The organism is Stenotrophomonas bentonitica (assembly GCF_013185915.1).
Classification (GTDB): Bacteria; Pseudomonadota; Gammaproteobacteria; order Xanthomonadales; family Xanthomonadaceae; genus Stenotrophomonas; species Stenotrophomonas bentonitica.
This window is the reverse complement of the sequence record NZ_JAAZUH010000001.1, coordinates 2,071,599-2,097,753: the sequence shown is the minus strand read 5'-3', so window position 1 is coordinate 2,097,753 and position 26,155 is coordinate 2,071,599. Positions and strand designations below refer to the sequence as shown.

Sequence of the window (26,155 nt, the reverse complement as noted above, 5' to 3'; positions counted from 1 at the left end):
CCCATGCTGGGTGCATGAGCACGCTTGTTTCCCTGCCCGGCGCCCCTGCCGCCGCGCCGAACTACCAGTCGCTGGACCGTCCGCTGAACTTCACCGAGGCCGCCGCGGCCAAGGTCAAGGAACTGATCCAGGACGAAGCCAGCGATTCGCTCGCCCTGCGCGTCTACATCCAGGGCGGTGGCTGCTCCGGTTTCCAGTATGGCTTCGAGTTCGACGAGAACCGCGCCGACGACGACCTGGCCGTGGACACCAACGGCGTGACCCTGCTGGTCGATCCGCTCAGCCTGCAATACCTGATGGGCGCTGAGGTGGACTACACCGAAAGCCTGACCGGCGCACAGTTCGTGATCCGCAATCCAAACGCAAAGACCACCTGCGGTTGCGGCAGCAGTTTCAGCATGTGACTTGCTGTTCCGGTTGAATCGCGGCAGGCTTTGCGGATGTCCAACATCTCCCTGCCGCTGGCCGGTTTTGCATTCACCACCGATCCCCTTGAACGCGCCGACACGATGCGCGACGACGCCGACGCGTTGTTGCAGTTGTGGCCGGAGGCGCGCGTGCTGGTCATCGACACCGATGGCCGCGCGCTGGCCGGCGACGACGGCCAGCCGCTGGCGCTGACCGGTGCCGAGGTTGGCGGCGGCCCCGGCACGGCGATCTTCCTGGGTCTGCGCGGCCAGCAGGCGTGGTTCTCGGTGGAATCGGCCGCGGTGGATGCCACCGCGCCGCAGCGGGTGGACCTGCGCGAGTCGGCCACCACCTGGTCGGCCGCCGACGCCAGCGCTTTCTGCTACGCACGCGGCATGTCCTACTGGCAATCGCGCACGCGCTTCTGCGGCGTGTGCGGCGGCGCCGTGGCCTTCACCCGGGGCGGCTTCATCGGCCGCTGCGCCAAGTGCAACACCGAACACTACCCGCGGGTCGACCCGGCGGTGATCGTGGCGGTGGAGAACGACGGACGGCTGCTGCTCGGCCGCCAGGCCAACTGGGCGCCGCGCCGCTATTCGGTGCTGGCCGGGTTCGTCGAGCCGGGCGAATCGCTGGAGCAGACCGTGGTCCGCGAGGTGTTCGAGGAGAGCAAGGTGCGGGTGCGGCACTGCCAGTACCTGGGCACCCAGCCCTGGCCGTTCCCGGGCGCGTTGATGCTGGGCTTCAGTGCAACTGCCGAAAACGACATCCCGACCGTGAATGGCGAGCTCGAAGACGCGCGCTGGTTCACCGCCGAGGAAGTGGGCGCTGCGCTGGCCCGGGACATCGAGGACGACGGGCAGGGGATCCGCCTGTCGCCGCCGATCTCGATTTCGCGCAGCCTGATCGAACACTGGTACCGCCGCCAGGTCGGGTGACCCGGGGCGAAGCGTTGCCGCTGCCTGAACACGGGGCGGCGTACATTACCTGTGGCCCCGGGGAATGGCCGGGGCGCACGGCATAGTAGCGGCCAGAAACCGAACGGAGGCAGTCATGTTCACCACCCTGGTCGCAGTCCTGGTCGCCCTGGCCCTGGGCCACGTCGCGCCTGCCGCGGCAGTGGCGCTGCGCCGGTTCGGCCTCTACCGGCGCTGGCTGCAGTGGCTGGACGCGCATGCCCCCGAGGCCGGCGTCTGGCGCGGCCGGCACGGATGGCTGCTGGCGCTGCTGCCGTTCGTGGTGGGCCTGGCCTTGTTGCAGTGGCTGTTCCACGACCGCCTGTTCGGCCTGCCGTCGTTGCTGCTGGGCATTGCCACGCTGGTGATCTGCTGGGGCCCGCGCGACCTGGACCGCGACGTGGAAGCGGTGATGGACGCCGACGACGCGCCCACCCGGCACGCCGCCATCGCCCAGCTGCAGTCGGCCGGCGGCAGCCTGCACGAGGACGTGCCGTCGCTGGTCGAGGCGACCCTGCTCAACGCGCTGCGGCGCTGGTTCGCGGTGCTGTTCTGGTTCCTGCTGCTGGGCCCGGTCGGGGCGCTGGCGTACCGCCTGCTGGCCCTGCTGGCGGTGGGGCCGATGCGCTCACTGGCCGACGTGGAAACCGTGGTGGGCGCACGCCAGGTGCTGTCATGGCTGGAGTGGCCGGTGGCGCAGCTGATGTCGCTGTCGATGGCGCTGGTCGGCAACTTCGACACGGCCTTCAAGGCGTGGCGCGACGCGCACGGCAACCGTTGGGTGGCGTCGACCGACTTCCTGGGCGCGGTTGCGCGCGCCAGTGTCAGCGCCGAACTGCGCGAAGACGCGCACGATTACAGCGATGCCGGCATGGCGCCGGTATGGCGCCGCCTTCCCGAACTGCGCGACGCCATGAGCCTGGTCTGGCGCATGCTGCTGCTGTGGATGGCCGCCCTCGCCCTGCTGGTGATCGCAGGCTGGGTGACGTAAACAAGGTTGATGCACCGTTCGCCGGTAGCGTCGGCCGTTGGCCGACCCAAGGGGTCTATCCTGCGCCAGGCGCCAATACGGTGAACGGATACCAAGGCAGGTTCCGCAAAACCGCATACCCCACCAACACCACCAACCACACCATGGGATTGGCCAACACCCGCATCAACGGGTCCAGCGCACGCACGCGCACGCCCGCGTTGTTGAGCAGCATCAACAACAGGAACGGCAGCGAAATCACCAGCAGCGGATTCATCGCCATCGCACCGGCCAAGTCCAGGTGCACCAGCGAATACAGGCAGCGCGTGCTGCCGCAGCCAGGGCAGTAGATCCCGGTCAACGCATACAACGGGCAGCCCGGCAGCGGACTGTTCGCGGCATACGGGCTGACATGGCGCAGCACCACGGCCGCGCCGGCGGCAAGGCCGGCGCTGACCGCCAGCGGCGCCCAGCGCGACAGAACGGAACGGGAAGGCATCGTCATGACGGCAGAACGGCCCGAGCCGAACACCCCGCAGGGGCGCCGGACCGGGCCGTCCAGGGTGCGATCAGTAGTTGCCGCCGCTCATCGCGCCGCCAATGCCCATCACCATCACCAGGACGATGTACAGGACGATGCCGACAACGCCGATGATGGCCGACCACATGGCCCACTTCTTGGCCTTGTCCGACGACTCCTGCGCACCGGCAATGTCACCGGCGGCCAGCTTGCCGTTGACCTGCGCGGCGAACACGATCGAGACAATGCCGGCCGGCAGGCAGCAGAACAGGGTGGTCAGGATCGCCCAGACCAGGTTGTTGGGGACTTGCGGGGCAGTGGCGTTCATCGAGGAAGCTCCATTTTCAAGGGTGGGTTGAACGAAAGGTGTTTCAGAGTTCGGAAAGAGCGCCCAGCGCGGCGATGCCGCCGAACAGACCAAACCACAACAGCAGCAGGACCGGTAACGCCAACGCAGACGCCCATGCCCAGCCCGCGGCCTTGCGCGATGCGGCATACGCACCGGCCACGTCGCCGGCCGCGCGGCGGCCATCGACCTGTGCGGCGTACACGATCGACACTACCCCCAACGGCAGGCAGCAGAACAGCGTGGTCAGGATCGCCCATACAAGATTGTTGGGAACGACTACACCCGACGGGGTCGGTGGCGGCAGATGATTCAAGTACGGCTCCATTCCATTGGTTGTCCCTGACGTCTCCCAACGCCAATAGACTCCCCTATGGCCGGTAATCTAACCGAAGTTCCGCCGGATGTATGCGTTTACATGCCCACGTTTTGGGATTTTTCCCATGCGGGCACGAACGGAAACGGGCCGCATGCGGCCCGTTGCTTGCACGATCCGGCGTGTTTTGTCGGTTTTAGCCTTGATCGCCGCGCAGTGCGCGGACCTGTGCTTCCAGCCCTTCCGCCGTCGCGGTGGCGCCGTCGACCGGCGCCCCGGCGATCACCTCGATGTGCGCGCGCAGGCGGCGCGGCACCCGCATCCGCCCCAGGCGGCTGTCGCGCCGGCTCCACATGCTGGCCCACATGCCACGCAATGCCATGGGCACCACCGGCACCGGCCGGCGTTCCAGGATCTTCTCCACGCCCGACTTGAAGGCGGCCATTTCGCCGTCGCGGGTGAGCGCGCCTTCGGGGAAGATGCAGACCAGTTCGCCTTCGGCCAGCGCGCGATCCACTTCGTCGAACGCGGCCTGCATCAGCGCGGGGTCCTCGCGCGCGCCGGCGATCGGAATCGCCTTGGCGGTGCGGAAGATCCAGCGCATCACCGGAATGTTGAAGATCTTGTAGTACATGACGAAGCGCACCGGGCGCGGGATGGTCGCCGACAGGATCAGCGCGTCCATGTAGCTGACGTGGTTGCACACGATCAGCGCGGCCCCTTCGTCGGGCACGTTCGCTTCGATGCCGTGCGGGCGCAGCCGGTACAGGAAGCGCACCATCACCCAGCTGAGGAAGCGCATCAGGAATTCGGGAACGATGGTGAAGATGTAGATCGCCACCACGGCATTGGCGATGGCCAACGCCAGGAACAGCTGCGGAATGGTCCAGTGCAGGAACTTCTGGGTGGCCAGCGCGATCATGGCGGCGGCGACGATGAAACCGGAGTTCTGGATGTTGAGCGCGGCGAACACGCGCGACATCTCCGACTTCGGGGTGCGGCTCTGGATCAACGCGAACAGCGGCACCACGAAGAAGCCGGTGAACAGGCCGATGCCGACCAGATCGACGATGATGCGCACGCTGCCCGGCGCAGAGACGAACGCAGCCACGCCCAATCCAGCGGCGGTGGCGGTACCGGCGCGCGCGAAGTACAGGTCGAGCATGAAGGCGGTCATGCCGAATGCGCCGAGCGGCACCAGGCCGATTTCCACGGTGCGCCCGGACAGCTTTTCGCAGAGCAGCGAGCCGACGCCGGTGCCGATGGAGAACAAGGCCAGCGCGAAGATGTAAAGGGTGGGTTCGCCGCCGAGGTTGACCACCGCGTAGGTTGGCAGCTGCGAGGTGAGCATGGTGCCGACGAACCAGAACCAGGACACGCCCAGGATGGCGTTGGCCACGGCCTTCTGCTTCTTGGCCAGGCGCAGCACGGCGAGCGATTCGGGAATCGGGTTCCAGTTGATCTTCAGGTCCGGCGCGCCGGCGTCGACCTTGGGGATCATGCGTGCGGTGATGTTGCCGGCAATGGCCAGGCCGATCACGGCGGTGGCGGCCACGACCGGGCCGAAGCTGCCGGCCAGGGTGAAGATGATGCCGCCGCTGATCATGCCGGTGAGGATCGACATGGAGGTGCCCATCTCGACCAGGCCGTTGCCGCCGGTGAGTTCTTCCGGCTTGAGTACCGAGGGCAGCACGGAGTACTTCACCGGGCCGAACAGGGTGGACTGCAGGCCGGTGCAGAACAGCGCCACCAGCAGGATCGGCATGTTCTGGGTGAGGAAGCCGACGGCGGCCAGTGACATGATCGCGATCTCCATGGTGGTGGTGATCACGATCAGGCGCGATTTCTCCAGCTTCTCGGCGATCTGGCCGGCGAGGGCGGAAAACAGGAAGTAGGGCAGGATGAAGATGGCCGGGGCCAGCGTGGTGTACAGCGACTGTTCTTCCTGGCTGACGCCAAGGTAGAACAGCAGGCCGATGATGGCCTGGCGGTACACGTTGTCGTTGAAGGCACCCAACGACTGGACGATGAAGAAGGGCAGGAAGCGGCGCTGGCGGAGCAGGGCGAACTGACTGTGGCCGGACATGGAGTCTCCTTGCAGACCGCCGCAGCCTACCATTTCAAGGTGTCGCCGCACCGCCTCCCACTTCATTCGCCGCCGCGCGCAGCTTGGGCAACAACCGCAGCATCAGCGCCATCTGGGTGCGGATCAGCTGCAACTTGGGCGGCATGTCGTCGGTGATCTGTTCAAGTTGACCCGCCAGGGCACGGTCGCCGTCGTTGGCGTCTTCGTTCACCGCCTCGCGCCGTTCCAGCGCGCCGGCGATCTCCTGCATCGCCTGTTGCACGCGTTCGCCACTGGAGCGCGCGAGGGGGTCCTGGGCGTAGCTGTCGAGCTGCGCGCGGTGGGCACCCAGGGCGGAGAGGTGGCCGAGCAGGGTGTTGGACAGGGCCAGGAAGCGGAAGCCGGCGTCGAGGTTGCCGCGCACGTGGCCGGGCTCGCGCAGCATGTTGGACAGGGCGGTGGAGAGGGCGACGTCGGCGTTGTGCATGTCGCGGCGGGCAACGCGGTAGGCGAGGTCGTCCTGCATGCCGCTGCCGTATTGGCCAAGCACGGCCTGCAGGTAGCCGGCGCAGCGTTGCAGCACACGGGCCATGACGAGGTCGAGGCGGCGGCCCTGCCAGTCGGGCAGGATCAGGAACGCGGCGGCGGCGGCGATGGCGCAGCCGAGCAGGGTGTCGACCAGGCGCGGCCAGATCAGCAGGAAGCCGTCGCCGATCAGGTTGAAGCAGGTCAGGGCCATGACGGTGATGGCGGCCGAGGCGACCAGGTAGCGGTCGCTGCGGGTGAAGAAGAACAGCAGGGCGGAGAGCAGGGCGATCAGCAGTTCGAGGCGCAGGTCCTGGAACAGCTGCAGCAGGGCCCAGGTGAGGACGAGGCCGATCAGGGTGCCGGCGACGCGCTGGGCGAGACGTTGCCGGGTGGCGCCGAAGTTGGGGCGGCAGACGAAGACGATGGTGAGCAGGACCCAGGAGCCGTTCTGGGTGTTGAACAGGCGGATGGCGATGAAGCCGACGATCAGGGCGATGGCCATGCGCAGGCCGTGGCGGAACAGGACGGAGCCGGGGGTGAGCTGCTGGCGGATGCGCACGCCCATTTCGCGCAGGGTATGCGGGTTGGTGTCGCGCAGGCGGGTGTCGACGTTGTCGAGGGTGGATTCGGACTGGGCGGCTTCGGAGAGGCGGCGTTCGATGCTCTGCAGGTTGTGGCCGAGCAGGTCGAGGGAGGACAGCAGGCGCTGCCACTGGGGGTTGTGCTGGGCGCGCAGCCAGGCGAGGGAGTCGGTGAGGTCGGCGGTGGCCTGGCGGGTGCGTTCGCCGTAGTCGAAGGGGCGGCGCAGGCGGATGGCGGTGCCGAGGCTGGCGCAGGCTTCGCCCTGGAGGGCGAGCAGGCGCTGGCAGCGGTAGAGGACGTCGCTGTGGAAGAAGGCGTCGGTGAGGGCGCCGTAGGGGTAGTGGGAGGAGCTGGCGCGTTCGTGGAAGTCCTGGGCCATGTAGTAGAGGCGCAGGTACAGGCCGGACTGGACACCGGGCCGGCCGGAGCGGCCGAAGCGGGCGAGGATGGCGGTCTTGGCGGTGTTGAGGGCGTCGACGACGCGGCGGTTCTGTTCGGCGAGGGCGAGCTGGCGCTTCTGGACGTCGGCGTCGCGCACGGGTTCGAACAGGTCGGCCTTGAGCTGGAGGTAGCGGCCGAGTTCGATGTAGAGGCGGGCGAGGCGTTCGCGGACGGGGCGGTTGGCGAACAGGGCGGTCCAGAGGATGGAGAGCAGGCCGTACCAGAGGGCGCCGGCAAGCAGGTGGCTGACGGCGCTGAAGGCCTGGGCGCGGTCGGCGGCTCCATGCTGTTCGAGGCCGATCATGGTGTAGATGGCGAGGGTGACGGTGGCCTGGGCGATGGAGGCGTAGCGTTCGCCGAGGGCGCCGAGCAGGGTCAGGCTGAAGGTGGCGAGGGCGAGGGCGGCAATGAACAGCCAGGGCCAGGCGAACAGGTGGACGACGGCGGCGGCGGCTGCGATGAAGCAGAGCAGGGAGAGGGCGACGGACTTGGTCCGGCCCCACCAGTTGTCGTCGGTTTCGGCAATGGCGCTGGCGATGATGCCGAGGAACACGCCGGGCAGGGCGGGCAGCTGGTCGAGGTGCCAGCACACGCCCATGGCGGCGGACAATGCGATGAACACCCGCAGGCCATAGCTGGCCTTCTCATGCGCCCACAGGCGGCTCAGGCGGGATTCTCGGGCAGACATGCGGACTCGTGGTGCGGGGGCACTTCATTATTGCGTGTTTGCTATTGGCTCCGTGCGAAAAGCAGCGTTTTCATTGCTACTGGCTGGGGCGGCGGCCGGGCAGCCCGGCTCCGGGACACGCCGTGAACCGCCCTCCGGGCCCCGGCCCAATCGCCAGCGATTGGGCGTTCAGTCGCACGCGAGGCAGTGCCTCGCAAGCAGTGCGCCTTCACCCATGGGGGCTGCTAGAAAACATCCATGTTTTCTAGCGTCCCTCCGGGGGCTACCCGGCCGCCGCCCCCACACAGCGTCGTGTGCGGATGGGCAATCAACTACAGATCAAACCTCACGCTTACTGCAAAGGTTCGCGGCAGGCCTATGCCTGCGTTTGACCAATACTTCTTGTTGGCCAGGTTTTCCACGCTTGCGCGCCATGTGACGGGATGCCCGTTCGCTTGCATGCGGTATCCCACGCCTGCGTTGACCAGGGTGTAATCCGGCAGCTTCAAGGTGTTCTCGGCGTCGTAATAGACATCGCCGTAATACCTCGCCAACGCATACAGGCTCAGGCCTTCCACCTGCTGCACGCTGTAATCGGCGTGCACTACGCCGTTCCAGCGTGCGGCACCGGCGGTACGGTTGCCCTGCTGGGTGATGCTGTCGGGCGAGAGCTTGTCGTAGGTGGGGTCGAGCCAGGTGACGCCGCCGCCGATGCTGAAGGCGTCGCTGAGCAGGACATTGCCGCTGACTTCCACGCCTTCGTACAGGGTGATGCCGTCCTGCACGAGCAGTTTGCCGGCGCTGGTCAGGCGGTCGATGTTGGCGCCGCGCTCGAGCCGGAAGGCGGCGGCGTTGGCGTTCCAGCGCGGGTATTCGATCTTGGCGCCGATCTCGAACTGCTTGCTGATGGTGGGGTCGAGGACGTCGCCGGCGTTGATGTAGTCGCTGCCGACGCGGCTGCCGGCTTCGAGGGACTCGACGTAGCTGGTGTAGAGGGTGACTTCGTCGGCGGGCTTGTACATGACCGCGTAGGTCGGGGTGACTGGGTAGGTGTGGTAGCTGCCCTTGTTCTCGAAGTCGTTGTAGCGGGCGCCAGCCAGCAGCGACCAGCCGTGGCCGAAGTCGACGGTGTCGCTGAGGAACACGGCCTGCTGGATGGTTTCGCTGCCGCGGGTCAGTTCGTGCGAGCCGACCGCGTCGTGGCGCACGGTCGGGCGCTGGTACAGGTTGCCGCGGCCGATGGTGTTCCATTCGTACGGACGGTCCCAGCCGAGGCCGGTCTGGTGCGAGACGCCAGCCACCAGCTGGTGCGAGAGCGGGCCGGTCTGGAAGCGGCCCTGCACGATGGCCTGGGCGAGCTTCCACTCGCTCTTGCCGCCGAGCTCGTAGGCGTTGATGTCGTAATCGCCGTTGACGTCGTCGATGTAGGCGAAGATCTTGTTCACGTCGTTCCACGACGAGGTGTAGCCATAGCTCAGGCTGGCCTTCCAGTCGGTGTTGATCTGCCAGTGCAGGGCGGTGGAGAGCAGGCTGGAGCGGGTGTCGTAGAAGGTGCCGGGGATGGCGTTGTTGACGTCGCCGGCGATCGGGCGAGGCAGTTCGGTCAGGCCGATGAAGTAGTACTGCGGCGACTCTTCGCCCAGGTCGCGCTGCTGGAACACGCCGTCGAAGGTCCAGGTCACGGCGTCGCTGAGGCGGGCGTCCAGGGACAGTGCGCCGACCTTGCGGTCGACATCGCCGCCGTTGAAGGTTTCGCCCTTCTCCTGGTAGGCATTGAAGCGGTAACCGAACATCTGTTCGTTGCCGAAGCGACCGCCCGCATCGACCTGGCCGCTGACGATGCCCTGTTCGCGCCAGCCGAGCTGGGCGGAGAAGGTCGGGGTGTCGGTGGGCTTCTTGGTGACGTAGTTGATGATGCCGCCGGGTTGACCGAAGCCGTACATGAAACCGCCCGGACCCTTCAGCAGCTCCACCTGCTCCATCACCTCCAGCGGCCATTCGGTGCCCCAGGAGGAGACCTGCAGGCCGTTGACGCGGTAGCTGTCGTAGCTGAGGTCGATGCCGCGGTTGCGGATCGGCGAGCTCCAGCCGCTGGCGTAGGCGCTGACCTGGGTGACCACGGAGGGGTCGGTCAGGAAGGCTTCGCCCAGCGAGACCACCTGGCGCTTTTCGATGTCTTCGCGGCCGATCACCGAGATCGCGAACGGGGTGTCGCGTACCGGGCGGTCGCCCAGTGCGCCGGTATCGGTGTGGGTGCGTTCGGCGGTGACCTTGACCGCGTCCAGCTCGGTGGCCGAGCGGGACTGGGCGTGGACGGTGCAGGCCAGCGACAGTGAAAGCGCAAGCAGGGCCGGGCGCAGGGCGCGGCGCGGAAGAACGGAAGCACGCATGTAGTGGGGGTCCTCTGCGGACAGCAGCACACCGTCCGCGATCGGTGGATGGCGGAAAGAAGAGGGCGTGGCTGAGTCGGGGCACTGCCCGCGGAAGGCGGATTCAGCGCGGTGCGCGAGGCGCGGCAGGACCGTGGCTGATGCGAATTGTTCTCTTTTGGATGTCTTCCGTCAAATAACGGTCATGCGCGCGCTGCGCGGCGCAGGGCCACCTTCTCGCGCCGCCGGGCCCGCCAGGCGCGCCAATGCTGCTGCAGGCACGAGAAGATCACGTACAGCGCCGGGGTGCTGAGCAGGGTCAGGCTCTGCGAGAACAGCAGGCCGCCGATCATCGCGATGCCGAGCGGGCGGCGCAGTTCGCTGCCCTCGCCCAGGCCGATCGCCAGCGGGACCGCCGCCAGGATCGCCACCATGGTGGTCATCATGATCGGGCGGAAGCGCACGATGCTGGCTTCGCGCACCGCTTCCAGCGGGCTCTTGCCGTGCTCGCGCTGGGCCACTACCGCGAAGTCGATCATCATGATCGCGTTCTTCTTGACGATGCCGATCAGCAGCACCAGCGCGATCATCGAGATCACCGAGAGCTCGGTATTGGTCACGAACAGCGCCAGCAAGGCACCCACGCCCGCCGCCGGCAGGGTGGACAGGATGGTGACCGGATGCACCAGGCTCTCGTACAGCATGCCCAGCACCAGGTAGACGGTGATGATGGCGGCCAGCACCAGGATCAGCATCGAGTTGGGATTGAGCTGCACGTTGAAGCCGCCACCATCGCTGATGCGGATGTCGCCGGGCAGGCGCAGGCCATCCACGGTGGCCTTGATGATCGCGTCGCCCTCGCCCGAGCTCACCCCTGGCGCCAGGTTGTAGCTCAGGTCCATGGTGGTGTACTGGTTCTGGTGGGTGATCTGCGGCGGCGCCAGCCCCGGCACCTGCCGGGCCACGGCGGTGATCGGAATCATCTCGCCATTGCCTGCGCGCACGTGGATCTCATCGAGCGCACGCGGGGTGGCGGTCTGCTCGGGCAGCGCGTTGACCACCACGCTGTACTGGTTGATGTCCGAGTAGATGGTGGAAATCTGGCGCTGGCCGAACGCGCCGTACAGCGCGCCGTCGATGGCGCCGACCGACACGCCAAGACGCGCCGCCTTGGCGCGATCGATCTCGATGTTCTGGCGCAGGCCGGCGGTGTCCACGTCTGTGCCGACGTCGCGCAGCATCGGGTTCTTCTTGAGCGCGGCCTGCACCTTGGGCAGCCACTCCTGCAGCTGGGCCAGGTCGTTGCCCTGCAGCGACACGCGGTACTGCGCGCCCTGGCTGTTGCCACCGCCGCCGTCGCTGGGCAGGTCCTGGATCGCGCGCAGGCGCAGTTCCAGGTCCGGGTAACGGTCGGCCTTGGCGCTCAACCGTGTCAGCGCCTGTGCGGTGGTCTCGCGCCGACCCTCCTTGCGGGTCTTCAGCTCGATGTTGAACTGCGCGCTGGAGCCTTGGCGGCCACTGCCCAGGCGCACGCCCACGGTCTTCACCGCGGGGTCGGCCATCAGCATGTCGGTGATGCGGCGCTGGCGGTTGACCATGTCCTCGAACGAGACCGTGGCGCTGGAGTTGGCGCGGCCCCAGATCAGGCCGGTGTCCTGCGGCGGGAACGAGCCCTTCTTGACTGCACCGGCCAGCATCACCGTGGCCACGATCAGCAGGATCGGGGTCAGCGACAGCAGCAGCGCGTGGCGCAGCGAGAAGTCCAGGCACACCGTGTAGACCCGCAGCATGCGGTCGTGGGTGGCGTCGAGGAAACGGCCGATCCGCGACGGCTTCTCAGGTTCCGCATGCGCGCTGAGGAAGCGGCTGCACAGTGCCGGGGTCAGGGTCAGCGAGACGATCATCGAAACCACGATCGCCGCCACCAGGGTCACGGTGAACTCGCGGAAGAACGCACCCACCATGCCGCTGGCGAACAGCAGCGGAATGAACACCGCCACCAGCGAGGCGGTGATCGAGACGATGGTGAAGCCGATCTCGCGCGCGCCGGTCAACGCCGCCTGCATGCGCGGCATGCCTTCGTCGAGGTGGCGCATGATGTTTTCGATCACCACGATCGCATCGTCGACCACGAAGCCGATCGCGATCACCAGCGCCAGCAGGCTCAGGTTGTTCAGGGTGAAACCGAACACGTACATCACCAGCGCCGCACCGGCCAGCGACAGCGGCACGGTGATCGCCGCGATCAAGGTCGGCGCCAACCGGCGCAGGAACAGCGCCATGGTCAGGATCACCATCGCCAGGCTGATCAGCAGGGTGATCTGCACTTCATGCAGCGAGGAGCGGATGGTCGGGGTGCGGTCGAAGTACGGGGTGAGCGTGGTGCCCGGCTGCAGGTAGTCGCGCAGCATCGGAATCTGCGCTTTGACCCGATCCACCGTCTCCACGATGTTCGCGCCGGCGCGGGTGAACACATACATCACCACCGCCGGTTTGTGGTCGAACCAGGCCGCCTGGTAGGCGTCCTGCTGGCCGTCGTAGACGTTGGCCACGTCCTTCAGGCGGATCACCCGTCCATCGTCCTGGGTCTTGATCACCAGGTTGGCGAAGTCGGCCGCGCGCGCCACCGAGTCGTTGGCGATGATCGCGGTGGTGGTGTTGCCGTCGCTGAGGAAGCCGGTGGGCGAGGTCACGTTGGCCGCGCGCACCGCGTTGCGCAGGTCGTCCGGGGTGAGGTTCAGCGCGTTGAGCAGGCGCAGGTTCACGTCTACCCGCACCGCCGGGGTGGAGGCGCCGGCGATATCCACCGACGACACGCCGCTGATCTGGCGGATGCGCTGGGCCAGCAGCGAGTCGGCCACGTTGTAGAGCTCGTCGGCCGACTGGGTCTGCGAGGTCAGCGCGATCGCGATCACCGGGTCGTCGTTCGGGTTGGCCTTCTGGAACATCGGCGAGCCCAGCCCGGAGGGCAGGTCGGCCTGCGCCGAATTGATCGCGGTCTGCACGTCCAGCGCCGCCGAGTCGATGTCGACCCCGCTCTGGAACACCATGAACACCAGCGAGCTGCCTTCCGAACTGGACGAGCGCATCTGATCCACGCCGGGCAGCTGGCCCAGGTGGCGTTCCAGCGGTGCGGTGACCGTGGAGGCCATGGTGGTGGCGTCCGCGCCGGACTGGCTGGCGTGCACGAAGATCACCGGGATCTGGATGTTCGGCAGCGCCGACACGCCCAGCTTCAGGTAGCACATCAGGCCGACCACGAACAAGCCGATGGCCAGCAGCGCGGTGCCGATCGGGCGGCGGATGAACGGGCCGGAGATGTTCACGCGTGGTCCTGCGCGGTGCCGTTGCGCAGCGCGCGCTGCTCACGGCGCTGGCGCAGCCACTCGGAGTAGCGCTCCATGTACAGGTAGATCACCGGCGTGGTGTACAGCGTGACCAGCTGCGAAATCAGCAGGCCGCCGACGATGGCGATGCCGAGCGGGCGACGCAGTTCCGAGCCGATGCCGGTTCCCAGCGCCAGCGGCAGCGCGCCGAGCATGGCCGCGGCGGTGGTCATCATGATCGGGCGGAAGCGCAGCAGGCAGGCGCGGCGGATCGCTTCGTGCGCGTTGGCGCCGGCACGGCGTGCCTCGATGGCGAAGTCCACCATCATGATGCCGTTCTTCTTGACGATGCCGATCAGCAGCACGATGCCGACGATGCCGTCCACCGACAGGCTCAGCCCGCACACCATCAGCGCCAGCAGTGCACCTACGCCGGCCGGCGGCAGGGTGGAGATGATCGTGATCGGGTGGATGTAGCTTTCGTACAGCACGCCGAGCACGATGTAGATCACCACCAGCGACGCCAGCAGCAGCCACACCACGTCGGTCTGGCTGCCGGTGAATTCGGCGGCCTTGCCGATGAACTGCGCATGCACCTGCGACGGCATGTCCAGGCTGGCCTTGGTCTCTTCGATCGCCTTGACCGCGTCGGACAGCGAGTAGCCCGGCGCGATGTTGAACGACACCGTCACCGCCGGCAGCTGCTGCTGGTGACTGACCACCAGCGGCGTGCTGGTGACCTTGCCTTCGGCCAGCGCCGCCAGCGGGATGATGTTGCCCGCACCGACCGGAATGCCGGTGTTCTGCGCGCCGATGCCGGTGGCGGTGGACGAGTTGGACGAGGTGACCTGGCCGAAGTTGGTGGCGTTGCTGCCGGTCAGCGCGCCGGCGCCGTTGGAGGCGACGGCGAGCTGGTTCATCAGCGCGGTGCTGGTGCGGAACTCGGGCGCCACTTCCAGCACCACGCGGTACTGGTTGAGCTCGGTGAAGATGGTCGAGATCTGGCGCTGGCCGAACGCGTCGTACAGGGTGTCGTCGATGGTCTGCATCGGCACGCCCAGCACGCTGGCCTTGTCGCGGTCGATGGTCAGCTCAAGGGCGCGTCCCTGGTTGGACAGGTTGTTGTCCACGTCGGCCAGTTCCGGGCGCTGGCGCAGCGCCTCGGTCAGGCGCGTGGCCTGCAGCGCGACCTGCGCGCTGTCCACGTCCGACAGCGAGTACTGGTACTCGGTGGCAGCCACGCGGGTATCCAGGGTCACGTCCTGCACCGGCTTGAGGTACAGCGCCACGCCCGGAATGCCGGCCACCGCCTGCTGCAGGCGCGGCAGGATGTCGTCCAGGCCGTCGCGGTCGCTGCGTTCCTTGAGCACGATCGACAGCTGGCCCTGGTTGAGGGTGGGATTCATGCTGCCGGCGCCGATGAAGGCGGCCACGCCGGTCACGGCTGGGTCCTTGCGCAGCGCTTCGGCCACTGCCTGGGTGCGCTGTTCCATCTGCGGGAAGGCGATGTTCTGGTCGGCCTGGACCACGCCGGTGATCAGCCCGGTGTCCTGCTCGGGCAGCAGTCCCTTGGGGATCACGATGTACAGCACCACGGTCAGCACCAGCGCGCCGGCCGCCACCGCCAGGGTCAGGCGCTGGTGTTCCAGCACCCAGTCCAGGCTCTGCTCGTACAGCCCCACGGTGCGGCTCCACACGGTCTGCTTGCCGGCCGCGTTGGCCCGCTCGTGCGCGTCTTCGCCTTCGGGCAGCGCGTCGGGCTTGAGCAGGTAGGCGCACATCATCGGGGTGAGGGTCAGCGAGATCAGCATCGACAGCACCACCGCGATGCTCAGCACCCACGCAAACTCGTGGAACAAGCGCCCGGTCACGCCCGGCATCAGCAGCAGCGGCAGGAACACCGCCACCAGCGAGACCGTCAGCGACAGCACGGTGAAGCCGATCTGGCGTGCGCCGATCTCGGCCGCTTCCGGGCCACTCTTGCCCTGCTCGATGTAGCGCACGATGTTCTCGATCATCACGATCGCATCGTCGACCACGAAGCCGGTGGCCACCACCAGCGCCATCAGCGAGAGGTTGTCCAGCGACATGCCGGCGAATGCCATCACCCCGAACGTACCGGCCAGCGACAACGGCACCGCCACCGAGGGAATGATGGTCGCCCACAGCCGGCGCAGGAACACGAAGATCACCGCCACCACCAGGCCGATGGTGAGGATCAGGGTGAACTGCACTTCATGCACCGAGGCGCGGATGGTTTCAGTGCGGTCGGAGAACACCTCCAGGTGCACGTCGGCCGGCAGCACGTTCTGCAGCTGCGGCATCAGCGCACGGATGCGCTCCACGGTCTGCACGATGTTGGCACCCGGCTGGCGGCGGATCTCCAGCAGCACCGCCGGCTTGCCATCGGCCCAGGCGGCGAGCTGGTCGTTCTCGACCCCGTCGATCACCTGGGCCACGTCCGACAGCCGCACCGGTGCGCCGTTCTTGTAGCTGATGATGGTCTCGCGGTACTCGGCGGCGCTGGTCAGCTGGTCGTTGGTGCCGATGCTGTAGGACTGCGTCTTGCCGTTGAGCGAGCCCTTGGGCGCGTTGACGTTGGCCTGGGTCAGCGCGCTGCGCAGGTCTTCCAGGGTCAGGCCCATGTTCGAGAGCTGCGCCGGGTTGACCTGGATGCGCACGGCCGGGCGCACGTTGCCGGCAATCGAGACCAGGCCCACGCCCTGCACCTGCGAGAGGCGCTGGGCCAGGATCGAGTCGGCGTAGTTGTTCACGTCGCGCAGCGGGCGCGTGTCGGAGGTGAGCTTGAGGGTGATGATCGCCGCGTCGGCCGGGTTCACCCGGTTGTAGACCGGCTGGTAGGGCAGCGACGAGGGCAGGGTGGCCTGGCGGATTGCCGCCTGCACGTCCTGCGCGGCGATGTCGATGTCGCGGTCCATCGAGAACTGCAGGATGATCGTGGACAACCCCGCCGAGGAATCGGAGGTCATCAGCTCCAGCCCGGAGATCTGCCCGAACTGGCGCTCCAGCGGCGTGGTCACCAGCGAGGCCATGGTGGTGGCGTTGGCACCGGGATACTGGGTGGTGACCACCAGGCTGGGCGCGTCGATCTCCGGCAGCGCCGACACCGGCAACTGGCGATACCCCAGGATGCCGAGCAGCAGCAGGCCCGCCATCAGCAGCGAGGTGGCGATGGGGCGGCGGATGAAGATCGTCGAAAAGCCCACGGGCGGATCCTTGCTGTTACGTCAAACGGCGATGCAGGACACGAACGCCGGCCAGCCGGCCGGCGTCGCGGACACGGGGCGCGCGGTCAGCGCGGGCCGCCGCCACGGCGACCACCGCCGCCTTGCTTCTGCGCGGCGGCCTTGAGTTCGGCCTCGGTCGGGGCGGCCGGGGTTTCGCCCGGCTTCAGCGCGGTGACCTTGCTGCCCGGCTTGAGCCGGAACTGGCCTTCGCTGACCACGCGCTCGCCGCCCTTCAGGCCTTCGGTGACCTGCACGTGGCTGTCGCCCACTTCCACGCCGCTCTTCACGGTCTGCATGGCCACGGTGTTGTCCGGCTTGACGATGTAGACGTACTCGCCGTCCGGGCCGCGCATCACCGCCTGGGTGGGAATGACCACGCCACCGGCAATCGTGCGCAGCTGCATGCGCACGTTGACGAACTGGCCCGGCCACAGGCTGTTGTCCTTGTTGTCGAACAGGGCGCGGGCACGGAAGGTGCCGCTGTCGCTGCTGATCTGGTTGTCCACCACGTCCAGGGTGCCGCCGTCGGTGAGCACGTGGGCGTCGTTGCGATCGAGCGCGGCGATGGTCACTGGGCCGGCCTGCTGCGCCTGGCGCACTTCCGGCAGCTGGCGCTCGGGCAGGTTGAACACCACGTGGATCGGGTGGACCTGGGTCAGCGTGACAATCGCGGTACCGGCGCTGACCACGTTGCCGGCGTCGACCGCACGGATGCCGGCGATGCCGGAGATCGGCGCGGTGACGCGGGTGTACTGCAGCTGCACCTGGGCCGCGCGCATGCTCGCTTCATTGGCGGCGACCGCGCTTTCGTACTGGGCCACCTGGTTGCGCTGGGTGTCCAGGTCGGTCTTGGCAACGTACTGGCGGTACTCGGGCGAATTGGAGCGCTGGAAGTTGGAGCGGGCCGTGGCCAGCTGCGCCTGGTTCTGCTTCTTGGCAGCGGCGGCTTCGTCATAGCTGGCCTGCAGGGTGCGCGGGTCGATCTGCGCCAGCAGGTCGCCCTGCTTCACTTCCTGGCCTTCCTTGAAGTTGATGCTGAGCAGCTGGCCGCCGACCTGCGGGCTGACGGTCACGGTGTTCATCGCGCTTACCGTGCCCAGCGCGCTGGCATACACCGGCACGTCCTGGCGGGCGGCGTCGATCACGGTCACCGGCACCGGGCCGTTGTCGCGCTCGCCGTCCTTACCGGCCTCGGCCTGCGGGCCGCCCTTGGCGTCTTTCGCCTTGCCGCCGCCGAGCATGCGCATGCCGACCAGCCCGACCACCAGCACTGCGATCACCAGCAGCACGATCTTCCAGAAACGCGACATTCAAAAACTCCTGAGGCAGGCGAGGGGCGGGGCCCGGTTGGCAGGTACGCAGGATACCCGCCCGGCGTGACCCTGAATGCATGACGGATGGGACGGGCGGTCAGACCCGCGCAGCCCCCCGAGGTTCCCCAGATGCGGGGATCTTGGGGGTAGAAGCCGACCCCAGTCGGCTTTCCGAACCCATCCGGATGCCCTACATTCAGGTTCATCACCTTGATTGCCTTCGTGGAGACCTGCATGCCCCGTCTGTCGCTGTTGCTGTCCGCCCTGCTGCTCGCCTCGCCCGCGCTGGCCGCCGCCGCCCCGGCCGAGCGCCCGGAAGTCACCGCCGCCGCCGCCCGCCTGCAGGCCCAGGTGGTGGAATGGCGCCGTGACTTCCACCAGCACCCGGAACTGTCCAACCGCGAAGAGCGCACCGCCGCCAAGGTCGCCGAGCAGCTGCGTGCGATGGGCCTGAAGCCGAAGACCGGAATCGCCCACCACGGCGTGGTCGCGATCATCAAGGGCGGCAAGCCCGGCCCGCGCATCGCCCTGCGGGCCGACATGGACGCGCTGCCGGTGACAGAACAGACCGGGCTGCCGTTCGCCTCCAAGGCCACCAGCACCTACCGCGGCGAGCCGGTCGGGGTGATGCACGCCTGCGGCCACGACGCGCACACCGCCACCCTGCTCGGCGTGGCCGACGCACTGGTCAAGATGAAGGCGAACCTGCCCGGCGAAGTGATGCTGATCTTCCAGCCCTCCGAGGAAGGCGCGCCGGCACCGGAAGAAGGCGGCGCCTCGCTGATGCTCAAGGAAGGCCTTTTCGCCGACTTCAAGCCGGATGCGGTGTTCGGCCTGCATGTGTTCTCCAGCGTCCAGGCCGGGCAGATCGCGGTCCGGAGCGGCCCGCTGATGGCTGCTTCGGACCGCTTCGGGATCAAGGTGATCGGCCGCCAGACCCATGGTTCGGCACCGTGGAACGGGGTCGACCCGATCGTGGCCACCGCCGACCTGGTCGGCACCGCGCAGACCATCGTCAGCCGTCGTTCCAACATTTCCAAGCAGCCGGCCGTGGTGTCCTTCGGCGCGATCAAGGGGGGCATCCGCTACAACATCATTCCCGATGAAGTGGAGATGGTGGGCACCATCCGTACCTTCGACGAGGGCATGCGCCAGCAGATCTTCGCGGACCTGCGCAACGTGGCCGAGCACACCGCCGCCGCGCATGGTGCCAAGGCGCAGACCGAGATCTACGAGGCCGAAGGCAACCCGGCCACGGTCAACGACCCGGCACTGACCGCGCGCATGCTGCCCAGCCTGCAGGCCGTGGTCGGCGAAGCCAACGTCTACGAACCGCCGCTGCAGATGGGCGCCGAAGACTTCTCGCTGTACGCCCAGCAGGTGCCGGGCATGTTCTTCTTCGTCGGCGCCACCAGCGAAGGCATCGACCCGGCCACCGCCCCGGCCAACCATTCGCCGAAGTTCCTGCTGGACGAGAAGGCGCTGGATGTCGGGTTGCGGGCGCTGTTGCAGGTGTCGTTGGACTTCCTCAACGCGCCCGCGACCTGATTACTGACGGATTTCCCGCACGGTCCGCGCCGGCGCTTCAATGCCGGCGCTGGCCCGCCACGGGTTGATGTCCAGCCCGCCGCGGCGGGTGTAACGCGCTTCCACTTCCAGCCATTCCGGCTGGCAGCGCTGGGTGATCTCGTTGAAGATCCGTTCCACGCACTGCTCGTGGAATTCGGCGTGTTCGCGGTAGCTCACCAGGTAGCGCAGCAGGCCTTCGCGGTCGATGCGCGGACCGCGGTAGCGCACGCTCACGCTGGCCCAGTCCGGCTGCCCGGTGACCGGGCAGTTGGACTTGAGCAGGGCCGAGCTCAGGGTCTCGGTCACCACCTGGCCGGCATTGGCCGACAGGTACTCCGGCGCGGGCGGGCCATACCGTTCGATCGCCACGTCCAGATCGTCCAGCGACTCGCCCTCGGCGCCGTCCACCAGCGGCGGCACCCCGAACACCACGTTCACCACCGCCCCGGCACAGGCCGACAGGTCGCCGGCAATGCGCTGGCGGGCCTGCTCGTCGTCATCGAAGCGGGTGCTGTTGAGTGAGTTCAAGTAAAGCTTGAACGACTTGGATTCGATCAGGTTCGGCGAGGTGCACGGCACGCTGACCGTGGCCACTGCCACCCGCGGCTTGCCGCGCCGGTCCAGCCAGCTCAGCTCATAGGCCTGCCAGCGGTCGTGGCCGACGAACGGCAGGTTGGCCTCCTCCACCCCGATCTCTTCGCGCGCGGCGCGGCGGGGGATCGGGAAGAGCAGGGCGGGATCGTACTGGGAGGGGTAAGCAACCTCGCGACCGAGGCTGGAGTCCTGGGGGGTATTCATGGGGCCATTTTAGCGTGGCCGGCCGCCGCCCCGGGCCCTGTTCAGAAAAGCACCCGAATCCTTCACGTCCGCGCCATGCCCCATTAACAAGGCCTGTGACACCGTGCGATCCAGGTTGTCATATCCAGAAAGGAGCGCGTGGATGAGTACCGACAAGAAAGCCGATTTCTCCGGTGTCAAAGCCAGCGTCGATACCACGGCACAAAAAGTGGAAAAGGCCGATTTCTCCGGCGTGACCGCTTCGGTCGATACCACGGCCGAAAAGGTGGGGGGCAGTACCTACACCGTACAGAAGGGCGACTCGCTGTCGAAGATCGCCAAGAACGAGCTGGGCGATGCCAACGCCTGGAACCGTATTTTCGAGGCGAACAGGGACCTTCTGGACGACCCGGACAAGATCCAGCCCGGCCAGGTCCTGAAGATCCCGGCGAAATCCTGATCCCACTCGAACTGCACGCCACTCATTCCCAGGGAGGAATTCCATGAAGAAGACGTCCATCAGTACCGCCGCTCTTGCCGCCCTGCTGGCCACCGTTGCGCTAGCCGGCTGCAAGAAGAAGGAAGACACCGCCGACAACAACGCGCAGCCGGCCGCTCCGGTTGCGACTGCACCGGCCGAACCGGCCGCGCCGCAGCCGATGACCGCTGCTGCTCCGGTGAACGTCTCCGCTGTAAGCGTCGGCAAGACCGCCGCCGCCGACAAGTCGGTTGCACCGACCGCGCTGTTCGGGCCGAAGGACATCATCATCGTCTCGATCCGCACCGACGGTACCGCCAACAACGCCAATGTCGGCGCCAAGTTGACCTACCAGGACGGCCAGGTGGCAGGCGAACAGAGCCAGGCACTGAACACCACCGGTGCCGAGACCACCAACATCAGCTTCACGAATGCCAATGGCTGGCCGACGGGCAAGTACCGCGCGGAAGTCATGGTAGATGGCAAGGCGGCTGGAACGCCGCAGGAGTTCGAGGTCAAGTAAGTCCCGCCGACTCTCTCCCGGCACGGGCTCACGATGGACGCAGCCGCGAGGCTGCGTCTTTTTTATTGTAAGGTTCCGGCGTACAGGGAGAAACTTCGAACCCAACGCCAGCGCCAGGAGAGGCAGGTCGCAATGTTCGCTCGCTTGCTACTACTGGTCCTCTTGATGTGTCCACCAGCCTCTTTCGCCCAGAGCGGTGCACTGTGGAACTACAGTTGCGATCACTTCATGTACGGCGCTTGTCTGCGTGTTCCAAGTGGAATGTCGCTCACATACGAGGTCCCGGCGGACTTCGGGCTGCACCGGATCGACAGCGGAGGGCGGGAGGTACTCACTGTGTATGAAGGGAACGCGCCGCAGCGCCCCGCCAAGGGAAGTGTGCCGGAGATCAATTTGCGTCAAGGCGGGTACACGGTGACTGGATCCAGAAGCGAGGAGGGCGAAAGGGTTCGTTACGAAGTATTTGTACGTCAGGACAAAAGGGACACTCCCGCATTGCACCTTGTCGCAGCCGTCGCCGATGCGGACGAACGCTTGCAGTTGGCAGCGGTGCTTGGCGGGTTTCGTGGATGTAGTTTCAGGCGAAGTCAGGACAGCCAGACGCTGGTTTGCCCGCGAAAGTCGCCTTGGGGCGAGCAACTTGCTGAGTGGGTAATTGGAAAGAAGGGTGTCGGCTCCGCCGAAGGCAAGTAGTGGGGCGCATACCACGGCGTATGGCGCGGCTTTGCTCCCCGGGTCCGAAACCGCGACAATGAGGGGGTTACCCGGAGAGCATCAGACCCCCATGTCGAACACGCCCAAGATTCTGTACACGCTTACCGATGAAGCCCCGTTCCTGGCGACCCAGTCGCTGCTGCCGATCGTCGAGGCCTACACCGCCACCGCCGGCATTGCCGTGGAAACCCGTGACATCTCCCTGTCCGGCCGCATCCTGGCGCTGTTCCCGGACTTCCTGAAGGACGACCAGAAGGAAGCCGACCACCTGGCCGAACTGGGCCAGCTGGCGACCACCCCGGACGCCAACATCATCAAGCTGCCCAACATCAGCGCCTCGGTGCCGCAGCTGAAGGCCGCGATCAAGGAACTGCAGGACCAGGGTTTTGCCCTGCCGAACTACCCGGACGTCCCCACCGATGACGTCTCGCGCGACATCAAGGCCCGTTACGACAAGGTCAAGGGCAGCGCGGTGAACCCGGTGCTGCGCGAAGGCAATTCCGACCGCCGCGCACCGCTGTCGGTCAAGAACTACGCCCGCAAGCACCCGCACCGCATGGGCAAGTGGTCGCCCGAATCGAAGTCGCACGTGGCCCACATGGACGGCGGCGATTTCTATGGCAGCGAAAAGTCGGCCACCCTGGCCAACGCCGGCAACCTGAAGATCGAGCTGCAGCAGGCCGACGGCACCGTCGTGGTGCTGAAGGAAAGGACCGCAGTCAAGGCCGGCGAGATCGTCGACGCCGCCGTGATGAGCCGCAACGCGCTGGCTGCCTTCGTGCAGGCCCAGGTCGCCGACGCCAAGGCCAAGGGCGTGCTGTTCTCGCTGCACCTGAAGGCCACCATGATGAAGGTCTCCGACCCGATCATGTTCGGCGTGGTCGTCGAAGAGTTCTACAAGGACGTGCTGGCCAAGCACGCCGACGTGCTCAAGCAGGCCGGCTTCGATCCCAACAACGGTATCGGCGACCTGTTTGCACGCCTGCCGCAGCTGCCTGAAGCCACCCAGGAAACGATCAAGGCCGACCTGACTGCCGAATACGGCAAGCGCCCGGGCCTCGCCATGGTCAACTCCGACAAGGGCATCACCAACCTCCACGTGCCCAGCGACGTGATCGTCGACGCCTCGATGCCGGCGATGATCCGCGACTCCGGCGGGATGTGGAATGCCGAAGGCAAGCTGCAGGACACCAAGGCCGTCATCCCCGACCGCTGCTACGCCGGCGTGTACCAGGCCGTCATCGACGACTGCATCGCGCACGGCGCGTTCGACCCGGCCACCATGGGCTCGGTGCCGAACGTCGGCCTGATGGCGCAGAAGGCCGAAGAGTACGGCTCGCATGACAAGACCTTCCAGATCCCGGCCGACGGCACCGTGCGCGTCACCGACGACGCCGGCACCGTGGTGTTCGAACACGCCGTGCAGACCGGCGACATCTGGCGCATGTGCCAGACCAAGGACGCGCCGATCCAGGACTGGGTGAAGCTGGCGGTCAACCGTGCGCGCCTGAGCAGCACCCCGGCCGTGTTCTGGCTGGACGCTGCACGTGCGCACGACGCGCAGGTCATCGCCAAGGTCGAAACCTATCTCAAGGACCACGACACCAGCGGCCTGGACATCCGCATCCTGGCACCGGTGGAGGCCACCACGTTCTCGCTGGACCGCATCCGCAAGGGTGAGGACACCATCTCGGTGACCGGCAACGTGCTGCGTGATTACCTCACCGACCTGTTCCCGATCATGGAACTTGGCACCAGCGCCAAGATGCTGTCGATCGTGCCGCTGATGGCCGGTGGCGGCCTGTTCGAAACCGGTGCGGGTGGTTCGGCGCCCAAGCACGTGCAGCAGTTCGTCGAGGAAGACTACCTGCGTTGGGATTCGCTGGGCGAGTTCCTGGCCCTGGCCGCGTCGCTGGAACACCTGGGCAACCGCTACAACAACGCCGGTGCCAGCGTGCTTGCAAAGACCCTGGACCAGGCCAACGGCCAGTTCCTGGACAACGACAAGTCGCCGTCGCGCAAGCTGGGTGGCATCGACAACCGTGGCAGCCACTTCTACATCGCGCTGTACTGGGCCCAGGCCCTGGCAGCGCAGGATGACGATGCCGCACTGAAGGCCCGCTTTGCGCCGCTGGCCAAGGCACTGACCGACAACGAGCAGTCCATCGTCGCCGAGCTGATTGCCGCGCAGGGCAAGCCGGTGGACATCGGCGGTTACTACCGCCCGGACGTGGCCAAGGCCAGCACCGCGATGCGTCCGAGCACCACCTTCAACGCGGCCCTGGCGGCGCTGTAGCCCTCGATACCACCTTGCTGGTGTTCGATAGAGAACCCGCGCTTCGGCGCGGGTTTTTTTTTGATGCGCCCGGTGGGGGAACATCTGATGTTCAACGCTGGAACAGTCTGATGATAGGGACTGAAATACTCTGATTTTCTCGGTGTGACGCAACGCATAAGGTTGTCCTACGACGTAACCGACGTGAAATTCAGAGAGGTGTTGGTGACGCGCAACAGTCTGCAAACAGTCGGCGGAGGCACTCATTGATTGACGCGTTGAATCAATGGTCTCAATGGCGACCCCGACTGACTCGACTTAGATCACACACACATTGAATGGAGGTCCAGCAGATGGTCAAAGTGCCTCATGGAGTTGCATTGGCAATGCTGTTGGGTGCGTGTGGAACCAGCGACAGGCCCGCTGAGTCATCAAAGGACCGGAGGCAGCCACCGTTCGGCGCATCGACGGATGCCAGTAAGAGCCCCGACATCATGGTGAACAACATGCCCGTCGACCCGGAGGCTCGATACGGGATTGTGAAAACACCTCTAGGTGGTCGCGCTTTCAATGTGAAGGATTTCGGCTCAGCACCAGAGGGCAACGCTGCTTCTGCAATCCGTGGATTGGAGCCGCTGGCGCGCGCAGGAGATGGCAAGGCGTCCTACGAAATCTATCTGAAGATCTCACAATGCATGCCCTTGATCGGCCTGAGTAGAAGAGCGCGCTCTTCTCTGGATGCGAAAAGCGAAGAGGAATGTCGGGATATTCCTGTGGAGTCCCTGGCGGCAAAGTCGGACTGGCTTAGACGGGGTGCCGAGCAAGGTCATCTAGGCGCACAGCTCGTGTTCGTGGCCGATCCAGAGCAGGCGCTTGGTGGTCTCCAGGAGATCTTCAAGAATCCCGACGTAGTGATCGAGTACAAGCGTCAAGCGATGGAATACCTGGAATCAGCTGCCGATCGCGGAAGCATGGATGCACTGCTGCGGCTCGGCAACGCTCATCAGGTCGGGGTGATGACGGAGCAGGACAACACCACCAGCTATGCCTACTACCTGGCGGCAGAGCGCGCTGCTCCGGGCACCGTCTCAAGCAATCGGCAGCAGTGGCTTCGGGATAGATTGAGTGTTGAGCAGATCAGGGAATCAAAGGTCAAGGCAGAGGAAATTTATGATGAATGTTGCACGACTCACTAACACCAATGGATCAAGTGCCATGAAGTTTGTGGCGGCCATCGCAGTGCTGGCCGTCGCTGCGTTGGCCTGCTCGTTGTTGTACGCGTTCAATAGGGGGCCGATCGTCTGCGACAACAATTGCGAAGTGCGTTCGCCAATCATAGATTCCGCAACGCAGGAGTTCCTGGAGAAGAATCTTGCAATCATCGACGATTGGATTCCGATGTGGATGTATGCAACGGGTACAAGCTACATGATCTGCAACGCGACGCATTGTGCGACCTACGTGCAGAATCTCAATGGTGATTACGTAACTGACAAGAGGATGCCTATTGATCCGCCGCCGGGCGGTATTGGTAGCGGGAATGGCAATCCGGGTGGTGGCTCAGGTGGTGGTAGTGGGTCGGGCGGTGGCGGTGGCGGTAGTGGCGGCGGTGGATCTGGCACCGTGACGGTCGGTGAGCCCGATCAGGTCAGGCCTCCCAACCACGAGAACTAGGGTTGCGCACTGGCTGCGCGTCAAGTGTTCGAAAGGAAACCCGCGTCTCGGCGTGGGTTTCTTGTTGGGCAATCCGTTTACCGACATGAA

General features: G+C 66.2%; 20 protein-coding genes. 10 read left to right on the top strand and 10 right to left on the bottom strand.

The genetic code is table 11. From position 1 onward, the window contains the following. Positions 1-14 precede the first annotated feature (14 nt). From erpA to ampE, 3 genes are all read left to right on the top strand, one after another. Complete coding sequence (erpA, locus tag HGB51_RS09200) at positions 15-404, top strand: iron-sulfur cluster insertion protein ErpA (protein ID WP_070208511.1); 390 nt, start codon at positions 15-17, stop codon at positions 402-404. A 36-nt stretch (positions 405-440) separates the two neighbouring features. Next, entirely contained in the window at positions 441-1,346 is a 906-nt protein-coding gene (gene nudC / locus HGB51_RS09195) for an NAD(+) diphosphatase (RefSeq protein WP_070208512.1), read from the top strand. Between the two features lie 115 nt (positions 1,347-1,461). Beyond that, entirely contained in the window at positions 1,462-2,355 is an 894-nt protein-coding gene (ampE, locus tag HGB51_RS09190) for a regulatory signaling modulator protein AmpE (RefSeq protein ID WP_070208513.1), read from the top strand. Positions 2,356-2,410: 55 nt separating this feature from the next. Here ampE and HGB51_RS09185 read toward each other — a convergent pair whose 3' ends face one another. From HGB51_RS09185 to HGB51_RS09145, 9 genes are all read right to left on the bottom strand, one after another. Continuing rightward, on the bottom strand, positions 2,411-2,833 hold the full coding sequence (locus tag HGB51_RS09185) for a DUF2752 domain-containing protein (protein ID WP_425505366.1): 423 nt from the start codon (positions 2,831-2,833) through the stop codon (positions 2,411-2,413). 70 nt (positions 2,834-2,903) lie between these two features. Continuing rightward, a complete protein-coding gene (locus HGB51_RS09180; protein ID WP_070208515.1) occupies positions 2,904-3,182 on the bottom strand; it encodes a CD225/dispanin family protein in 279 nt (92 codons plus the stop codon). Between the two features lie 43 nt (positions 3,183-3,225). Next, positions 3,226-3,516, bottom strand: a complete 291-nt coding sequence (locus HGB51_RS09175; RefSeq protein WP_425505365.1) for a CD225/dispanin family protein — start codon at positions 3,514-3,516, stop codon at positions 3,226-3,228. A gap of 196 nt (positions 3,517-3,712) precedes the next feature. Continuing rightward, the gene (locus HGB51_RS09170) at positions 3,713-5,602 is read right to left on the bottom strand and encodes an MFS transporter (protein WP_070208517.1); all 1,890 of its coding nucleotides are present in this window, start codon (positions 5,600-5,602) and stop codon (positions 3,713-3,715) included. A gap of 34 nt (positions 5,603-5,636) precedes the next feature. Beyond that, complete coding sequence (yccS, locus tag HGB51_RS09165) at positions 5,637-7,820, bottom strand: YccS family putative transporter (protein ID WP_070208518.1); 2,184 nt, start codon at positions 7,818-7,820, stop codon at positions 5,637-5,639. Between the two features lie 311 nt (positions 7,821-8,131). Further along, entirely contained in the window at positions 8,132-10,189 is a 2,058-nt protein-coding gene (locus HGB51_RS09160) for a TonB-dependent siderophore receptor (RefSeq protein ID WP_070208527.1), read from the bottom strand. Between the two features lie 182 nt (positions 10,190-10,371). After that, positions 10,372-13,494: an efflux RND transporter permease subunit gene (locus HGB51_RS09155; protein WP_070208519.1), complete on the bottom strand. Its 3,123-nt coding sequence runs from the start codon at positions 13,492-13,494 to the stop codon at positions 10,372-10,374. Continuing rightward, positions 13,491-16,721, bottom strand: a complete 3,231-nt coding sequence (locus HGB51_RS09150) for an efflux RND transporter permease subunit (RefSeq protein ID WP_070208520.1) — start codon at positions 16,719-16,721, stop codon at positions 13,491-13,493. Before HGB51_RS09150 ends, HGB51_RS09155 begins: the two co-directional genes overlap by 4 nt. 86 nt (positions 16,722-16,807) lie before the next feature. Further along, a complete protein-coding gene (locus HGB51_RS09145; RefSeq protein ID WP_070208521.1) occupies positions 16,808-18,052 on the bottom strand; it encodes an efflux RND transporter periplasmic adaptor subunit in 1,245 nt (414 codons plus the stop codon). A 237-nt stretch (positions 18,053-18,289) separates the two neighbouring features. On the opposite strand from HGB51_RS09145, the gene HGB51_RS09140 reads away from it, so the two are divergent. Continuing rightward, positions 18,290-19,603, top strand: coding sequence for a M20 family metallopeptidase (locus HGB51_RS09140; RefSeq protein WP_070208528.1), 1,314 nt, complete (start codon positions 18,290-18,292; stop codon positions 19,601-19,603). Here HGB51_RS09140 and queF read toward each other — a convergent pair whose 3' ends face one another. Beyond that, a complete protein-coding gene (gene queF, locus HGB51_RS09135) occupies positions 19,604-20,422 on the bottom strand; it encodes an NADPH-dependent 7-cyano-7-deazaguanine reductase QueF (RefSeq protein WP_070208522.1) in 819 nt (272 codons plus the stop codon). It abuts the gene before it with no gap. Between the two features lie 142 nt (positions 20,423-20,564). Between queF and HGB51_RS09130 the strand changes: the two genes are divergently transcribed. The 6 genes from HGB51_RS09130 to HGB51_RS09105 all read left to right on the top strand — a co-directional run bounded on the left by HGB51_RS09130 (position 20,565) and on the right by HGB51_RS09105 (position 26,065). Next, complete coding sequence (locus HGB51_RS09130; RefSeq protein WP_070208523.1) at positions 20,565-20,861, top strand: LysM peptidoglycan-binding domain-containing protein; 297 nt, start codon at positions 20,565-20,567, stop codon at positions 20,859-20,861. 43 nt (positions 20,862-20,904) lie between these two features. Further along, complete coding sequence (locus HGB51_RS09125; protein ID WP_070208524.1) at positions 20,905-21,402, top strand: hypothetical protein; 498 nt, start codon at positions 20,905-20,907, stop codon at positions 21,400-21,402. 132 nt (positions 21,403-21,534) lie between these two features. Then, positions 21,535-22,095 (top strand): hypothetical protein, encoded by a 561-nt coding sequence (locus tag HGB51_RS09120; RefSeq protein ID WP_246233417.1) that lies wholly within the window; start codon positions 21,535-21,537, stop codon positions 22,093-22,095. Between the two features lie 91 nt (positions 22,096-22,186). Then, entirely contained in the window at positions 22,187-24,412 is a 2,226-nt protein-coding gene (locus HGB51_RS09115) for an NADP-dependent isocitrate dehydrogenase (RefSeq protein WP_070208526.1), read from the top strand. Between the two features lie 332 nt (positions 24,413-24,744). Then, positions 24,745-25,587 carry a sel1 repeat family protein gene (locus HGB51_RS09110; protein WP_171966796.1) on the top strand — a complete coding sequence of 281 codons (843 nt, stop codon included), beginning with the start codon at positions 24,745-24,747 and terminating at the stop codon, positions 25,585-25,587. After that, complete coding sequence (locus tag HGB51_RS09105) at positions 25,565-26,065, top strand: hypothetical protein (RefSeq protein ID WP_141739247.1); 501 nt, start codon at positions 25,565-25,567, stop codon at positions 26,063-26,065. The genes HGB51_RS09110 and HGB51_RS09105 overlap by 23 nt, the downstream gene beginning before the upstream one ends. Positions 26,066-26,155: the final 90 nt, after the last annotated feature.

Bases quoted from the DNA above. Each gene is read 5' to 3' on its own strand.
- HGB51_RS09180 (WP_070208515.1), bottom strand. From the start codon at position 3,182: ATGAACGCCACTGCCCCGCAAGTCCCCAACAACCTGGTCTGGGCGATC.
- HGB51_RS09160 (WP_070208527.1), bottom strand. From the start codon at position 10,189: ATGCGTGCTTCCGTTCTTCCGCGCCGCGCCCTGCGCCCGGCCCTGCTT.
- HGB51_RS09110 (WP_171966796.1), top strand. From the start codon at position 24,745: ATGGTCAAAGTGCCTCATGGAGTTGCATTGGCAATGCTGTTGGGTGCG.
- ampE (WP_070208513.1), top strand. From the start codon at position 1,462: ATGTTCACCACCCTGGTCGCAGTCCTGGTCGCCCTGGCCCTGGGCCAC.
- HGB51_RS09145 (WP_070208521.1), bottom strand. From the start codon at position 18,052: ATGTCGCGTTTCTGGAAGATCGTGCTGCTGGTGATCGCAGTGCTGGTG.
- yccS (WP_070208518.1), bottom strand. From the start codon at position 7,820: ATGTCTGCCCGAGAATCCCGCCTGAGCCGCCTGTGGGCGCATGAGAAG.
- HGB51_RS09120 (WP_246233417.1), top strand. From the start codon at position 21,535: ATGTTCGCTCGCTTGCTACTACTGGTCCTCTTGATGTGTCCACCAGCC.
- HGB51_RS09140 (WP_070208528.1), top strand. From the start codon at position 18,290: ATGCCCCGTCTGTCGCTGTTGCTGTCCGCCCTGCTGCTCGCCTCGCCC.
- queF (WP_070208522.1), bottom strand. From the start codon at position 20,422: ATGAATACCCCCCAGGACTCCAGCCTCGGTCGCGAGGTTGCTTACCCC.
- HGB51_RS09105 (WP_141739247.1), top strand. From the start codon at position 25,565: ATGAATGTTGCACGACTCACTAACACCAATGGATCAAGTGCCATGAAG.
- erpA (WP_070208511.1), top strand. From the start codon at position 15: ATGAGCACGCTTGTTTCCCTGCCCGGCGCCCCTGCCGCCGCGCCGAAC.
- HGB51_RS09115 (WP_070208526.1), top strand. From the start codon at position 22,187: ATGTCGAACACGCCCAAGATTCTGTACACGCTTACCGATGAAGCCCCG.
- HGB51_RS09170 (WP_070208517.1), bottom strand. From the start codon at position 5,602: ATGTCCGGCCACAGTCAGTTCGCCCTGCTCCGCCAGCGCCGCTTCCTG.
- nudC (WP_070208512.1), top strand. From the start codon at position 441: ATGTCCAACATCTCCCTGCCGCTGGCCGGTTTTGCATTCACCACCGAT.
- HGB51_RS09125 (WP_070208524.1), top strand. From the start codon at position 20,905: ATGAAGAAGACGTCCATCAGTACCGCCGCTCTTGCCGCCCTGCTGGCC.
- HGB51_RS09185 (WP_425505366.1), bottom strand. From the start codon at position 2,833: ATGCCTTCCCGTTCCGTTCTGTCGCGCTGGGCGCCGCTGGCGGTCAGC.
- HGB51_RS09130 (WP_070208523.1), top strand. From the start codon at position 20,565: ATGAGTACCGACAAGAAAGCCGATTTCTCCGGTGTCAAAGCCAGCGTC.